This window comes from Sporosarcina sp. FSL K6-5500 (assembly GCF_038005665.1).
Lineage (GTDB): Bacteria > Bacillota > Bacilli > Bacillales_A > Planococcaceae > Sporosarcina > Sporosarcina psychrophila.
Map to the genome: position 1 here is coordinate 682,361 of NZ_JBBOTP010000001.1, position 15,920 is coordinate 698,280.

General features: G+C 39.7%; 12 protein-coding genes. 1 reads left to right on the top strand and 11 read right to left on the bottom strand.

Translation table 11 applies throughout. The annotated features are described in order from the left end of the window. Window positions 1-7: 7 nt before the first annotated feature. The 7 genes from MKX62_RS03045 to MKX62_RS03075 form a co-directional block, all read right to left on the bottom strand. Complete coding sequence (locus MKX62_RS03045; protein WP_340740656.1) at window positions 8-1,612, bottom strand: glutathione ABC transporter substrate-binding protein; 1,605 nt, start codon at window positions 1,610-1,612, stop codon at window positions 8-10. 41 nt (window positions 1,613-1,653) lie between these two features. Further along, window positions 1,654-2,664, bottom strand: coding sequence for an asparaginase (locus tag MKX62_RS03050; protein ID WP_187045711.1), 1,011 nt, complete (start codon window positions 2,662-2,664; stop codon window positions 1,654-1,656). Between the two features lie 730 nt (window positions 2,665-3,394). Beyond that, complete coding sequence (locus MKX62_RS03055) at window positions 3,395-4,468, bottom strand: sulfate/molybdate ABC transporter ATP-binding protein (protein ID WP_187045712.1); 1,074 nt, start codon at window positions 4,466-4,468, stop codon at window positions 3,395-3,397. Window positions 4,469-4,484: 16 nt separating this feature from the next. Then, the gene (gene cysW, locus MKX62_RS03060) at window positions 4,485-5,348 is read right to left on the bottom strand and encodes a sulfate ABC transporter permease subunit CysW (RefSeq protein ID WP_340740657.1); all 864 of its coding nucleotides are present in this window, start codon (window positions 5,346-5,348) and stop codon (window positions 4,485-4,487) included. 11 nt (window positions 5,349-5,359) lie between these two features. Then, the gene (cysT, locus tag MKX62_RS03065; RefSeq protein WP_187045714.1) at window positions 5,360-6,193 is read right to left on the bottom strand and encodes a sulfate ABC transporter permease subunit CysT; all 834 of its coding nucleotides are present in this window, start codon (window positions 6,191-6,193) and stop codon (window positions 5,360-5,362) included. A gap of 81 nt (window positions 6,194-6,274) precedes the next feature. Then, the gene (locus MKX62_RS03070; protein WP_340740658.1) at window positions 6,275-7,330 is read right to left on the bottom strand and encodes a sulfate ABC transporter substrate-binding protein; all 1,056 of its coding nucleotides are present in this window, start codon (window positions 7,328-7,330) and stop codon (window positions 6,275-6,277) included. 79 nt (window positions 7,331-7,409) lie between these two features. Then, complete coding sequence (locus MKX62_RS03075; protein WP_082786694.1) at window positions 7,410-7,577, bottom strand: YezD family protein; 168 nt, start codon at window positions 7,575-7,577, stop codon at window positions 7,410-7,412. A gap of 1,129 nt (window positions 7,578-8,706) precedes the next feature. On the opposite strand from MKX62_RS03075, the gene MKX62_RS03080 reads away from it, so the two are divergent. Further along, a complete protein-coding gene (locus MKX62_RS03080) occupies window positions 8,707-9,864 on the top strand; it encodes a polysaccharide deacetylase family protein (RefSeq protein WP_340740659.1) in 1,158 nt (385 codons plus the stop codon). A gap of 91 nt (window positions 9,865-9,955) precedes the next feature. Here MKX62_RS03080 and MKX62_RS03085 read toward each other — a convergent pair whose 3' ends face one another. From MKX62_RS03085 to MKX62_RS03100, 4 genes are all read right to left on the bottom strand, one after another. Further along, a complete protein-coding gene (locus tag MKX62_RS03085; protein WP_338655335.1) occupies window positions 9,956-10,501 on the bottom strand; it encodes a DL-endopeptidase inhibitor IseA family protein in 546 nt (181 codons plus the stop codon). A 797-nt stretch (window positions 10,502-11,298) separates the two neighbouring features. Beyond that, window positions 11,299-11,727 (bottom strand): VOC family protein, encoded by a 429-nt coding sequence (locus MKX62_RS03090; protein ID WP_338655333.1) that lies wholly within the window; start codon window positions 11,725-11,727, stop codon window positions 11,299-11,301. Between the two features lie 1,372 nt (window positions 11,728-13,099). Beyond that, on the bottom strand, window positions 13,100-13,879 hold the full coding sequence (locus MKX62_RS03095) for a hypothetical protein (protein WP_340740660.1): 780 nt from the start codon (window positions 13,877-13,879) through the stop codon (window positions 13,100-13,102). 216 nt (window positions 13,880-14,095) lie between these two features. Further along, entirely contained in the window at window positions 14,096-15,448 is a 1,353-nt protein-coding gene (locus MKX62_RS03100; protein WP_338652378.1) for an IS1182 family transposase, read from the bottom strand. Between the last annotated feature and the right edge of the window lie 472 nt (window positions 15,449-15,920).

The window sequence follows — 15,920 nt, forward strand, 5'->3', positions numbered from 1 at the left end:
CAATTCATTACTCGATTTCGATATCTGATACGCTCAATGAACCATCCGGTAACAGATAGATTCCTTTTAGATAGTTCTTCTTACCAGCCAATGTATTGTCAGCAGATAAGAAGACCCAAGGTGCATCATCCCAAACTAATTTCTGTGCATCTTCATAAGCTTTTGCTCGTTTATCCAAATCTGCTGTTTGCAGACCATCTAGAATTAGCTGATCTACTTCAGGATTGTCGTAATAAGAAACGTTATATGACATAGGCGGGAATGCATCTTTGCCCCCAACAAGTGGACGAATACCCCAGTCAGCATCGCCAGTAGATGGTGACCATCCACCATAGTACAATTCAAGCTCAGCATCATCTGGGTTTTGAACAGACCAAATTTTGTCCGATATTGTCCCTGATTCCATAGGTACAACTTCAACATCTATACCGACTTGTGCCATTTGCTGTTGTAAGAATTCCATTGCCTTAATCGCGCCAGAGCTGTTGCCGCCCCATAGTTTCGCTTTAAAGCCCTTTTCAACGCCAGCTTCTTTTAGTAGGTCCTGCGCTTTTTCAAGGTCAAATGCATAAGGCTCTTGTTTTGAGTAAAACTGAACGTCAGGTGCAATAATGGAATCCAATACAGTTCCTTGATCGTTCATTACAACTTTGACGAAAGCTTCTTTATTAATTGCATAGTTAAGTGCTTGTCTAACTTTAACGTCATCATATGGTGCTTTTAATGTGTTCATAGACATGTAACGAACTACAATAGAAGGCTTACTTTCAACTTCTATACCGTTTTTCCCGTTAATTCCCTCTACTTGTTCAGTAGGAACTGGATAAATGAAGTCCGCTTCACCTGTTTGCAGCATCGCAATTCTTGATCCATTTTCCGATACCGGTTTAAATGTGATGGAATCTACTTTCGGGAATCCTTCATTCCAATATTCTTCGTTCTTTTCAATTTTTAGACCTTCACTCGGTTTCCATTCAACAAATTTAAATGCCCCAGTTCCAACTGGATTTCTTGCAACTTCTTTCCCAAACTCTTCTAAAGCTTTCGGGCTGTGCATTAATCCAGCTGGATGAGCGAACGTGTTGATCATCGCGCCGAAAGGTTCTGATAGTGTAAATTTCACTTCATATTCATTAACAACTTCTGTTTTTTCAATTAAAGCGTAGAGGCTGTGTCTCTTCAATCCGCTATTTGGATCTGATAATCTATCAAAGTTCACTTTTACCGCTTCTGCATTAAAAGGCGTTCCATCATGGAATTTCACATTTTCACGTAATTTGAATGTGAATTCAGTTGCCTCAGCATTTGCCGAATACTCTTCAGCCAAAAGTGGAATCACATTCATATCTTTATCAAACCCTACAAGTCCTTCAAGCATTGCTTTTTGAGCTGAGCCAGATAGCGTGTCATTTGTGTCATGTGGGTCCATGCCTGTAAAGTTATCCGCTACAGCAATGACGATATCCTTACCTTCTTTTTTAGCTTTTTCAGCAGGCTTTCCATCCTCTTTACTAGCATCTTTACTGCCCTCTTTTGAATCACTGCTACAGCCGGCTAAAACGAGTAGCATCATTAAGGCCAGTAAAGAAATTAAACCATACGCTTTTTTCATCTTCTTCTCCCCTTTACTAACTTTTTTTATGATAAAATGCATTACGCATTTTTCAATGAAAAGATTGGACTTAATTGTCCGACGACTTCCTGTCTCGCATTCTTCAACTTCGGATAGTGATAATCATGTAATAGTTTAATCTGTTTTTCATTGAGTAAATCGAGCTGTTTTAGCACTTCCACCGCAACAGGCGAAGTTGCTCGACCATTGCCATCCTCAATTTTAATGGCAATTCCAAGACCTGTTTCAAGATCTCCTATACAGTAAACTCCTTCAGCCCCGGCTTTTCCAAACATTCTTCCATCTTCAATCCTCATAAAATCTGAACAAAAGCGGTTAGTGCCTCCGACCATTTCTGGTGCTGCCATCATAGCTGCAGTCACTTGCTCAATTGCATTTTTTCTTTTTTCAGGAAACGATATTGGTTTTGCCATCTTTGCAAAACTTAATGCGAGGTTTTTTAGTGGAATGCCATGGACAGGAACTCCGCAACCATCAATACCAATTTCTATCTCATTTAAGGGTGTTTCAGAGATATCACTTATCACTTCCATAATTCTTTTCTGAACTGGATGATCCGTTTTATAGTAATCTTCCAAACTCTCACCCATATGTATGGCTGTAGTTAACATGCCGCTATGTTTCCCAGAACAGTTGTTATATTCGGGCGTGATTTCCTTACCCGCTATAATTAATGCTTCATACGCTTCTGTCCAGCGTGGAGGATGCGTGCCGCATTTCAAATCGTCCGTTCCAAGCCCTAGTCTAGATAAAATGGTTTTTACCCGGTCGGTATGCTGATTTTCTCCATTATGTGATGCACAAGCTAATGACAGATCTGCCTGATTGAATTGATAATGGTCAGCTGCTCCTGTTTCAACAATCGGAATCGCTTGTAAAGGTTTCATTGACGAGCGAGCAAACGTTACCCTATTAGGATTTCCTTTGGAATAGAGAAGTTTACCTTCACTATTCACTACTGCAATATGTCCCCAATGCTCACTTTCAACATTATCTCCTCTTATTACATCTACTAAATGTTCAGCATTCATAGTTGCACCTCTTGTTATCTGTATTTTCTAACTATATTATCTCATGTTACACCTTATTACAACCCTTTATTTAGAATATGCTCCCTATTCTAAAAACTAATCATGGGTTAATGCGTTGATATATGCGTGAATAGGTAAAATATAATACCTGAAGTGGTAAATTTGGACAATCCTTTGATAACAGATACAATGAGCGGACTTGCAATAACAAGTAGCAACGAGTCTGCAGGTAAAATCATGGACGCGTGAAGACCTGTAATTTTAGAGGGCATCGGGTCCAGCATCATATAGAGCTTATATATTGAACATATGAGTAGCTATATAAACTGAGGCGATTTAGAAGGGGTAGCGGGGCGGCAGTTTAGGATCCTCTAGCGGATTTTAAGGGAATCTTTTTTCAATCTATATAGTAAGCCAAAGAATTTCCCCACTTTATTCCCTACTATTTTTCGACAATAAAGCGCATCATTCTACATTGTGGATAAAGTTACTAACACTAAACCGACTGATTTATCTATATTAATTAACAATTCCAACAGGTTACTCACATGATATCCACTGCTTTTGTTAATAAGTTTTGATTATTCTTTACTTTCGAGAAACTGACAGTCGTCAATACAATTACGACACAATGAAAGTACTCCGAAGAACGCAAACTACCTGATGCCAATAGAAATTCGGCATCAGGTAGTTGAAGTGTTCTATTTAAACTTCATTATGGATCATCGCTTCAAATCGAGAAGTCTTCTGGAATGAAAACACGAAGTTGATTCGGTTTGATATATACATCTTCACCTGCTTTCACATTTAGCTCCCGGTATTTCTCTTTCGTCAATTCTGCTTCGAGAAATTGATCATTATCTTGTCGTTTAAGTTCCACTTGCACAGTGCGCCCCACGACATGTATATGGATAATTTTTGCTTTAACTGCTTCCGCATCTGTACTTTCTCGTTCAATCGTCACATCATGTGGCCTAACATAACCAATAGCCAACTTATTTTCAGCTCTTTCAAGATCTACCGAATCCAAATCGACCTGCACATTGAGTAGCTTGCCATTTTGCAAGCGCCCATGAAAAATATTCACATTTCCTAGAAAATCATACACAAATGGACTGTTTGGATGATCATAAACTTCTTCCGGGCTACCTATCTGTTCGATCTTCCCTTCATTCATAACAACAATCCGGTCCGCCACGTCAAGAGCCTCTTCCTGATCATGCGTCACAAATATACTCGTAATATGAAAATCATCATGCAATCTTCGCAACCAACGTCGCAGTTCTTTCCGCACTTTTGCATCGAGCGCACCAAATGGTTCATCAAGTAACAGTACTTTTGGTTCCACTGCAAGCGCCCGGGCTAGTGCAACACGCTGCCTTTGTCCCCCCGATAGTTGAGATGGATAACGAGTAGCAAATGCTTCTAACTTTACAAGTCCTAGTAATTCATTTACTTTCGCAGCAATTTCTTTTTTAGTTGGTCGTTCTTTTTTGGATCGTACTTTCAATCCATATGCAACATTATCAAAAACCGTCATATGTTTAAACAGGGCATAATGCTGAAAAACGAAGCCAACCTTTCGTTCTGTCGTGCGAATATGGGTCATGTCTTCCTCACCGAATAAGACAACCCCATGATCCGCTTCTTCAAGTCCTGCAATTATGCGTAGTAGCGACGTTTTGCCCGATCCAGATGGTCCAAGCAACGCCACGAGCTCTCCTGTTTTAATGTCGAGGTTAATATCTTTCAGTGCATCAAACGAACCAAACCTCTTCGACACTTCTTTTATTTGAATACTCATGTGGTAACCTCCTGTTCTATCCTTGCTGACTTGTTTTCCATTCAATGAAGTTTTTCAAAACTAGCGTAATAATCGCTAAAATGGACATAAGAGATGCAACAGCGAACGCTGCGGAAAATTGATATTCATTGTACAAAATTTCAATATGTAACGGCATCGTGTTTGTAAGACCGCGAATATGCCCCGAAACAATCGAGACAGTGCCAAATTCGCCGACTGCACGCGCATTACAAAGAATGACACCGTATAATAATCCCCACTTAATATTCGGCAGCGTGACATGCAAGAATGTTTTAAATCCACCCGCTCCAAGTGTTAAGGAGGCTTCTTCTTCCGCCGTTCCTTGCGCCTGCATAAGTGGGATCAACTCACGTGCAACAAACGGAAATGTCACAAACAATGTGGCAAGCACAATGCCCGGGACAGCGAAAAGAATTTTAATATCATTTGCAAATAAAAATTCACCGAACAACCCGTGGGCACTGAATAATAAAACAAACACGAGACCTGCAATAACTGGTGAAATTGCAAACGGCAAGTCAATCAAGGTAATTAAAAGACTCTTCCCTTTAAATTCAAACTTAGTAATTGCCCATGCAGCTGCAATTCCAAAAATCGCGTTTAGTGGCACCGTAAGTATGGCGACAAGTAATGTTAGTTTGATTGCCGATAGTGCGTCCGGGTCTGTAATTGCAGCTACATAGACGCCTGCTCCCTTTTCAAAAGCTTTTATAAAGATTGCAACAAGCGGTAATACTAGAAAAAGCAATAGAAATCCGAGTGCAATCGCAATTAGCGGAATACGAACCCAAGGCTGCTCTTCTGTAGTCCGCTTGCTCCCATTCTTACTAACCAACTGCACCTGACTCTGTTTTGCCATGGAATTCCCTCCTAATTATGAACAAATTTCCGATTAGTCCACCATTGCAATCCGTTAATAAATAACAATATAATAAATGAGAAAATGAGCATGACTGCCCCAATTGCTGTAGCAGCAGCATAATCGTATTGTTCAAGTTTTGTCATAATAATGAGCGGTGTTATCTCGGTCTTCATCGGCATATTACCCGCAATGAAGACCACCGAGCCATACTCGCCAATCGCACGGGCAAATGCTAACGCAAAACCTGTCATTGCTGCTGGCAAAATTTCTGGAACAATCACTCTAACAAACGTTTGAAAGCGATTCGCGCCTAAAATAGCAGACGCCTCTTCCATTTCCCGTTCAAGATTTTGAAGAACCGGCTGCACCATTCGGACGACGAATGGCAAGCCGATAAATGTTAATGCAATCGTAATACCGAGAGGCGTAAACGCAACTTTAAACGATAAAAACTGACCAATCCAACCCTTTTCCGTATACAGTGTTGTTAATGCGATACCTGCAACAGCTGTTGGGAGTGCAAATGGTAAATCTACCAATCCATCAATTATTCGCTTGCCAGGGAACGAATAGCGAACGAGTACCCATGCAATCAATACACCAAATAGCAGATTAATGCAGGCTGCTGCAAATGCGGTACCAAAACTTATTTTGTACGATGCAATGACGCGCGGTTCCGTTACCGTTGCCCAAAAATCTGACCACCCCATTGATGAGGTATTAATGAATATCATGGAGAGCGGAAGTAAAACGAGCAAGCTGAGATACAGCATCGTGAATCCGAGTGATAGCCCAAATCCCGGCAATATACTATGTTTCTTTAATCTCCATTTCTTCGCCATTGCTTCACCTTCACTTCTGTAGTTAACTGTTTTTAACGCCTCTAATCCTAGATATCAATTGGATTTTTTTCTTAGACACCACTACGGTAGGTAAATTTCATCGAAGGTGCCGCCGTCATTAAAGTGTTTTTCCTGGGCTTCTTTCCAACCACCGAAATCATCGTCAATTGTAACGAAGTTAATGTCAGGGAATTGATCTGCATATTTTTTTAATACCTCTGGGTCACGGGGACGATAGTAGTTTTTCGCTGCAATTTCCTGTCCAGTTTCTGTATACAGGTATTCCAGATAGGCCTGTGCGACTTCTTCTGTGCCTTTCTTCTTGACGATTTTATCCACAACTGCAACTGGCGGCTCTGCTAAAATACTGAGTGATGGGACGATAATTTCAAATTCACCTTTTCCAAGTTCATTTAACGTTAAGAAGGCTTCATTCTCCCAAGCAAGCAATACATCCCCAATACCCCGTTCAACAAAAGTTGTCGTTGAACCGCGAGCCCCAGAATCTAGTACTTCAACGTTTTTATAAAGATCGCCAACAAATTCTTTCACTTTCGTTTCATCCCCATTAAATTTCTTATTCGCATAAGCCCAAGCCGCCAAGTAATTCCAACGAGCACCGCCTGATGTTTTCGGATTTGGTGTTATAACCGAAACACCTTCTTTCGTTAAGTCATCCCAATCTTTAATGCCTTGTGGATTGCTTTTTCGAACTAGGAAAACAATCGTTGACGTGTATGGTGTTGAGTTATTTTCCAATCTAGTTTGCCAGTTTTCTGCTAGCAGGTCACGGGCGGCGGCGACTTCGTCAATATCGTAAGCAAGGGCCAGTGTGACAACGTCTGCTTCTAGACCGTCAATTACTGCTCGACCTTGTTTTCCTGATCCACCATGCGACTGCTGAATAGTCACTTCCTGTCCGGTTTCATCTTTCCAATGTGCAGCAAATTCTTTATTAAACTCCTCGTATAACTCACGCGTTGGATCGTAGGATACATTTAACAGCTCGACTGAATTCTTCTTTTCAGCAGAGGCAGTTTGATCCCCACTTTTTTCAGTACCACCACATCCTGTTAAAATCCCAACCGTTGCAGTGATGCCCACTAAAAACTTGATTATTGTCGTATTTTTCTTCATCCTATTAACCTCCACTTCTATTTTCAATTCTTTATAAGAACCCTTTTTGATTGGTTTATGATTGTATCTTCATTTGTCTTCATTGCTCAAGTTGTTGACTTTTTAAAGAAAACCGTCTCTTTTCCAGCCGATCAATATGCTTAATTTGCGAGTCATGAATAACTATTTCCACCGATCCGCATTTGATTTCTTTCACTGACAGTACAATACACTCAATCCATTGCTCATCGATTTGTTTTTCTACCATGTGAGGCCTCCTATTTTCATTTTTAATATCTCAGCTAATGTAGTCGATTATTATAATAAAAGGCTCCAAGAAGCCTATATTCACAAGAATAATAGATTTCAAGGAGCCTTCAATCGTCTGATCAGCAGCCTTTTATATGCAGTTTTCATATCTGAGTAAACGAATTAGCCTTTTTATGGAGAGGGACGTTTAGGACATTTAAGAAGCGAAACATAACTATACTGCACAATAAAAACCTCCCATTATATTTCTTTCGTCCACATACATTCCTTACGTGGCTGACACTGTCTATGATTTTAAACAAACAAAAAGGCTCTCAACATTAAATTCGGTTGAGAGCCTTCGGTTTTCCGATCAGCTACTATCTTTTTACTATGAAAGACCAAGGGAGAGGTTCCTATACAGACTCTTTCTCTGGTTTTATTAAATTCATTTCAACGACTGGATAACTTGCTCCGAACACTAATCAGCAACGGTACCTCTTCAATAACCAAGTAACTCTATATGTTTTGTTAGATTAATAAGATTATAGCGTATCCTTTCTAATCTGTCTAGACGCATTTTTAAAATAAAGGAGTGAATTACAATTAACCCGTATAATTACAACGAATTACCTATATTTGTTAACATAAAGAATCCTCTCAACAACGCTCGGCGCTTGGGGATGCCTTCGCTCAGTTTGTATAGCGAATCATTTGTTTAACATATGTTACTTAGCCAAAGTAAACCCGTAAGTGACTACTTATTTTTGTGATAAAACACTAGATACCCTATGTACAGGTGCTTTTGAATCGCTTTGGACTAAACGACTACTCTACAATTATCGGGATGTTTGACTGCTTACTCCTTCTTTATAGCATTTCTTTTCGAATGGAAAACAGTGTCACTTTCTTTCTGTTAGCATAAAACTCTCCTTCACACATGACTGTGGATAAAGTTATTAACATCACTCAGACCGAATTATCTGTATTTATTAACATTTCAAACAAGTTACTCACAGGATATCCACCGCTTTTGTTGATAAGTTTGATTATTCTATACTTATTATTTAATTCAACTACACCTTGCTAGTTTCTCCCAATCTATCTATCATAGAGATAGAAACTAGAATAAAGGGGCATACTTAAGATTGAAGAAATTTATACTGTTTTTCCTACTATTACTTGTAGCATTTCCAACTTTCACAGAAGCAACTGAAGCATCAACTGTCAAATCGATAAAAATTACCGAAACCACTCCTGTTTTCGATGACTACCAGAAGGTCGCTGTATTCCTAAAAGGTACTTCACACACCGTGGTAAATGAATCGAACCTTTTTTATCATACGTTCATTGGAAACGATCAAGTTAAACTCTCGAAAAAGAAAGCTGTAATTATTAAGGATCCACCGAATAACTGGAAAGCTGCACATCCAGTTCGAGCCAAGACTTCAAAGCCTGTACAAATCTTGGATCGCCCAGCAGTTAAAGCGAATAGCATTGGACACATCCAACCGAATATGACGATTAATGTACAAAGATTAAAGGGTAATTATTATCCCGTCTTAATAGGTGGTAAAACGGGATATATACATAAGAACGAGCTGCTCATCGAACCTGGTATCCCTGTCTTGATGTATCACGATCTTGTGCGTAGTAAAACCGACCAAAATGCATCAACATTAGAAATTGCTAAGTTTAAAGAGCAGATGGACTATTTGAAGGCAAACAACTGGACGACAATCACTCCACAACAGTTAGAATCTTGGGTTGCTAAAAAGGGGACACTTCCAAAGAAGTCAGTTCTAATCACATTCGATGACGGCTACAAATCGACAATTGACTTAGCCTATCCTATTTTGAAAAGTCACGGATTCCAAGCTACTTCTTTCCTGATTACAAGTCGTATCGATCGAATTAGCACGGTTTCAGAACAAGATATCATTCATACACAGGATGTCTATTCCTATCAAAACCACACACATTTATTCCATATGTTTAATTCATTCACCAACCTAAGCCTGTTACAATATGAATCGGAACTAGCAATCTTTGAGGACATCCAAACAGCAAATGAAACCATCGAACAAATTATTGGCGGGGACTATCAAGTCACGGCCCACGCATACCCGTATGGAAAACGCAGTTTGGCGGCAATTTACGCCTTACAATCCGCCGGGATAACGAGTGCGTATACAATTGATGAGGGCAATGTCTTCCAGGGAGATTCCCTCTTCGATCTAAAACGTCAGCGCATTCACTCCAACATGAACTTGAAGCAATTTGCGGATAAATTGCAAGGAAGATAAAATTTCTTTGCTAGATGACAGCCATCCGGGACTCTGTTCTTATAATCAAAAAAGATGAAACCTTTCCCAACTCACGGGGAGGTTTCATCTTTTATTTCTTATATTCCGGAAGTTTACTTATACGCCAACCTGATTTCCTCACGTATTCGTACGTAACTTCGAACGTATCAAATTCGCCTGTATAGCCTACGGGTACTCTCACTTCGAATACGCTTTTATTCTTTTTCGATTTCACCAATTTTGCTGTCGCCTCACTCCACTGAAGAAGCGATTCACCGTCAACCTCTACCTGCGCCAACCTCCTTTGTTGTTTAATAAAATTTTGGTCCTTCATAAATTGTTTGGCAACTTTTTTTGTTACTGACTTCTCTAATTCGACCCTCATTTCCTTCTTCGTATCCAAGTGGCTAGCCATGTAGCGATATGTCTTACCTTTATAGTTGAACCTCATATATTCCCCTTCTATATAGACCCCACCTGCTTGCACAAGACTCGCCGTCGCCGCCCAACTTGCAGCAATCTCCACCGCTTTCTCCGAATGAACTTCACTTTCCTCCACCTCGGCAACAGCCGATTGCTGGCAAGCAGTACATAACAACAGCAATAGCGACAAGCTAAATAGCCACAACTTTTTCAATTCCATGCCACCTCTCATATATTTATAACTTTCAAGTCGTATGTATATTGAACAAATAAAAGTCTATATAATCTTAGGTGGGAGGCATCCCCTAGCACCGTAACGAATTCAACCTACATATGTTGAACAAATGAATACGGCGCATGCGCTTTACAAGGGCTTTTAGGAGGCCTTTGAAAAAGTCCCAATACTTAGAACTAATTAGAATTCCTGCCAATACCGCTTGGACGCTTTGTGGATGCCTCCCGCGATAAGCCAGAAAGAAGATCGCTTTCAGTCTTATCGCTCCGGCTACCACGAAGTCGCGCCTGCGCTGGATGGTCTATTTGAGAAAGAGCTTTTCATTATCTGCGATGAAATCTGCAACCTGGAGTGTGTCTTTCTTGAATATAAATAGTATCAAAAAGTAATCACCTTATAGTCTCGGCATATACATCTCAAAATTACATTTCTCTCGATAATGAACACTCTAGCGCAGGCGCGACAAAGGGGTCGCCGAAGCTGTAAGACCGGATGCGAAGCGCTAATCCAGGCTTATGGCGAAAGGCATCCCAAAGCGCCAAGCGTTCTACAATCCACAACGAATTACAATTCTCTCCTTATTATGCGCTACCGTAGATTCAATGGGATTCTTTAATTCAACATATATATAGCTGTAAGTCCTACCAATTATGTATATGCGAGTAAAGGGAGTGATACGTATTGAATTTAAGAAAAGCGCTGGAGTCTAGACAATGAAAAAAACGCAATACGCTTTGAAGTCTGCGCATTGCGTTTTACTTTTCAGTGTTGTTAAATCACATGAAAGTTTCTCCACTGTCGTAATTAAATTGCCAAATAATCCCGAACTTGTCCGTTAATTGGCCGTAGGATTTGCTCCAGGGTGTCTCTTGGAGTTCCATAACTACTTTGCCGCCTTCTTTCAGTTTACTAAATGCAGATGTAATCTCTTCTAAATCCTTACTTACGATTGCGAGGCTAATGTTGTTGCCTTCAATAAATGGCATTCCAGGAAATACATCTGAAAACATAACATTGCTTCCGCTAATATTCAGACGGGAGTGCATAACAAGATCTTTCGCTTCTTCTGGAAGTGGATATTCCGGATTAGGCGGCATTTCTCCGAATGTCATTATTTTCGGGTTTTCTATTCCAAATACCTCTGCATAAAAATTCACCACTTCACGACAATTCCCGTTAAAATTAAGATAAACATCAACAGCCATTACCATCACTCCTTCGATTTTTAACTAATCTTTATTGTTAAGTGTCTTGTCCCAATAGTGTAACACTTCTTTTGTTTCGGTGTCATGCGAGGTACTTTCACGCGGTCAAATCGTAAACCGCTCCGACAACTTGATTACCGAATAGTGTCACTATATATGTTTATCAAATGAATACGGCGTATGCGCTTTACAAGGACTTTTGGGCGGCCGCTGAAAAAATCCCGATACTTGGAACGAATTAGGATTCCCACTAATACCGCTTCGACGCTTTGTGGATGCCTCCCGCGATAAGCCAGAAAGAAGATCGCTTTCAGTCTTATCGCTCCGGCTACCACGAAGTCGCGCCTGCGCTGGATGGTCTTATTTGAAAAAGCGCATTTCATTATCTGTGATGGAATCTGCAACCTAGAGTGCGGATTTCTTGAATATAATTTTATATGTTGAATCCGGTATATATACTGAGCGAAGGCGCCTTAACAGGGGTAGCCAACCGAACAACGAAGAGTTCGGTTTGTATAATTTCTGCGTTCTTTGCAGAAATAATACAGTTAATGCCAAGAGGTTATTCCAGATAGGTTAAAGAATACCTCATCTGGCTTATGGCGAGAGGCATCCCCTAGCACCGTAGCGGTTCAATGGAATTCCTTATTTCAATTTATATAGTATCAACTAGTTGATTGTAGTGAAGAGCGGCGACTCCAGCGGGAACAGCGCGAGCTGAAGACCCCGCAGGAAGAGCCGTTACGAAGAACGGCTTTTGCGAGCAAAAGCGCTAGCGTTGGGAGCACGGGGCAAGAATGCCTTAATTTCTGCCAAGAACGCAGAAATACGGCAAATCGAACCCTTTGCTGTTCGATTGGCTGAAGCCGTGCCCGCGGAAAGCGTCCGCTCGGAACGGAAATCAACGGGATTGAAGGAAATCGTACTTTTTCAGTGCCCTCCGAATTATAACTCTCTCCTTATTAAGCGCTACAGTAGATTCAATGGGATTCTTTAATTCAACATATATGGTTTTTTCTTTTTTTAATAAAGAAGTGTCACTTTCAATAAGACATCACATGAATTAGGTCCATAATCTTTACTAAAAGTATGAAAGGAACGCATTATACAACTTGCAAGAGTGCCCGAAATTGCATCTTCGGGCACTTACACACTACATAGAATGTCATCTATTTTTTCTTCCAAAACTACTGCATTTTTCACTTGAATAGTTAGCCGAAAATAGTCCAGTGAAAATCAAGGTCATCAAGCCCTTCTCACCAGAATTTTATGCAAATAAATGGTTAATCAACAGACCGGAATGAAACATTAAAAAGCAGCTTCCCCGAACCTATAACTAGTTCGGAGATGCTACTTTTTATCCGTTCATCATTCACAGTTTGCCTACCATCCACACATTCAACACATCAACAATTAAAGAACCTTCTAAAAGAAAAAGGTAGATCGAAAAAGCAATTCCAAAAATGACAATATAGGCGAGGACGCAGTACAGCGGATCAATCCCCTCTTCTGCTTTGGTCAGTAATTTTATTAGAATATACAGCGGTATGATAAAAAATGCAAATAGGAGTGCAAATGAGAGAAGAAAGTTACTGTAGGTGTACGCTTTTAATAGGAGCAAAATAAAGGATATCAATACGAGGAATGTGGATGGGATAAGATGCGTTCCGTAAATGCCAGCGATACTTTTGAATGAGTGTTCAGAACCGAGAAACTTAATCGTTAGGAACAATGATGCGATAATAATTGCTGTGCTGATAAACACAAATAATAAAGAACTACCAATCACTGAGGTAAATGACAATTCGTGCGAAGCTCCAAGAAATGACGATGCAACACGTTTCATGGAGGTAAATAAAAATAAGCCAATAATAAATGCCATGGTTACTATATTTATTATGCCATTCAAAAACTCCTTTTCACCTTGTTTAAGCGCTAGAGAAGGTTGCCTCAAATAGTTCAAGAAATAGTTCCAGTACATTTTAGATGCATTTTTAACCTTTTCGATGTATTCATTTGATTGTTGGTTATATCTTGCAGATGACCGATTTCTTGTTTGCTCCCCTTCAATCAGAATGTCGCCCAAAACCACGCCACAAACCGCACAGAATTTACCTTCACTTTGTTCATGTCCGCAATTTATGCAGTGCAATCCATGCCCTCCCATTCTTAGTCATTAATAAAATTCACTTTTCACTAATTACCACACAGCAACTTGATTATTCTACTCTATTCCTTCAACCCGTACTTATATTCTTAAAAACCTATTTTTAATGCAATTGAATCAATTTCATAATGCGTACTTTTAAAAAATCATAAAGAAACAGAATTTGAAATGATTTCTTAAAAAAACGAATGAAATAGACGATTATGCTGTTGCGGATAGTTGAAGCTGTGTAAGACGATCAACTGCAAGTTTACTGGCATTGTATGCAATATGAACCAAGTCGAAATGAACTTTGGCTTTGACTCCGGTACAATGATAAATCTGATCTAGCAGAAAAAAGCCTTTTAGATAAGCATTTACACGTTCAACGGAACTTCGTTCCTTATAAATTTCATCCCATTTCATTGACCCACGTGCTGGTGCTGTGTAACGTCTTAGATCGCCAGAAATTTTCTTTTTATAGATTTTCTGACATAAACTGTCGTTAGCTAATGGGCAGTCCTTACATTCGTTTGGCCGTGTGTATTTCAACGTTTTGTACTTCGCATCGAAGCTATCATAACGATAGGAATGTTCCCGCACGCATGTGGGTGCGAAATGCTCATCAAAGCCTATTGGCTCGGGCTCGTTCTTCTTATTATAAGCAATGATAGATTGCGCTCCATTACGATAAATCTGTTCATAAATTGGTTGGTAGTCGTAACCAGCATCCATTGTCACATGTTTTATTTTCAATAACGGAAGGCGTTCTTTAGTACCTTTTAATAATGGGATTGCAGCTTTTCCATCGTTAAGATTACCAGAGGAAAACAGAGATTGAAGAATGTATTGGCTCTTCGTCCCAACTGCCAGATGACATTTGAATCCGTACCAAAATACGTTTTTCCCTTCACTGTTCTTCTTTATTCCCCACTTTGGTTGTGTGGGAACTGAGGAACGAAGTTCCTTAAGCGGTATATCAAGTTGGTATTCAATTTTCTTTTCGTAAACCGGAAGATTCGCTTCTATTTCGGCTTTATCAATTAGCCATTGTTCACGTTCCTCTTTCTTTTTACGCCCTCGTTTTTGGGGTTCTTTTTCAACCTTATCTGATTTATATGGAGCACGATCACGTGCTTCTACATGCGTTGCATCAATGGCTATCGTTTCATCTGAGACGAAACCTTCTGATATAGCCTGAAGAAGTAGGCTTTCTTGAACAATTTCTAACGCATCAGAATCGCTAATCAATGTGATCATACGTGAATAAGAAGCTTCGGATGGGATTTCATCTGATACCAAGAATCCACAATCAACTTTAAATCGTAAGTCTGTAGAGAGACGTTTTACTAAGTCTTTAATAAAAGGAATACGCTCGGTGATTCGGATGATCAATGAATAGATCATTGCAGAGTAATTAAGCGATTGTTTAGGTCCGAATCTAGACTTTTTCATTACTACGTCAAGGATCGGATGAATCTCAATACCGGATAAAATTGAATTAAATCGATGGGTAGGTTCCAAATCAAATAAAACTTTCATGTCAAACAGGCTTTCTTGTCGTATAATAGGCATAGAGCATTTCTCCAGTCTGTTAATGTGTGTGTCAGAACTCTCATTATACAGGATTTGGGGAGGTGCTCTATTTTCTTGCCGTTTTATACTTAGAGCCGCAAGGGCTCAGAGATATGAAATTGATTCAATTACCGAAATAACTTAAAGGGATTCGCCTAATCAGGACAGATAGAATGCATATTACTCAAACATTCATGTTTATTCTGTTTGTTTTAGAATAGACATAATAACTATTTCACACCGAAATTCATCAGAAATCCAAATAAATGTTTCGACAAAATCTGCATTTTTAACATCTGTGGATAAAGTTGCTAACGTTATACCCACCACTCCCTATGTATCCGTAGCCATTACAAACATATTAACCACAGCTTATCCACCACCAACTGTGGATAAAGGAACAGTTGTTCTTAATCCGAATCTTTGGTAGATTAAGAGTACAACCTTGTTACATATCATCTTATGCATACAC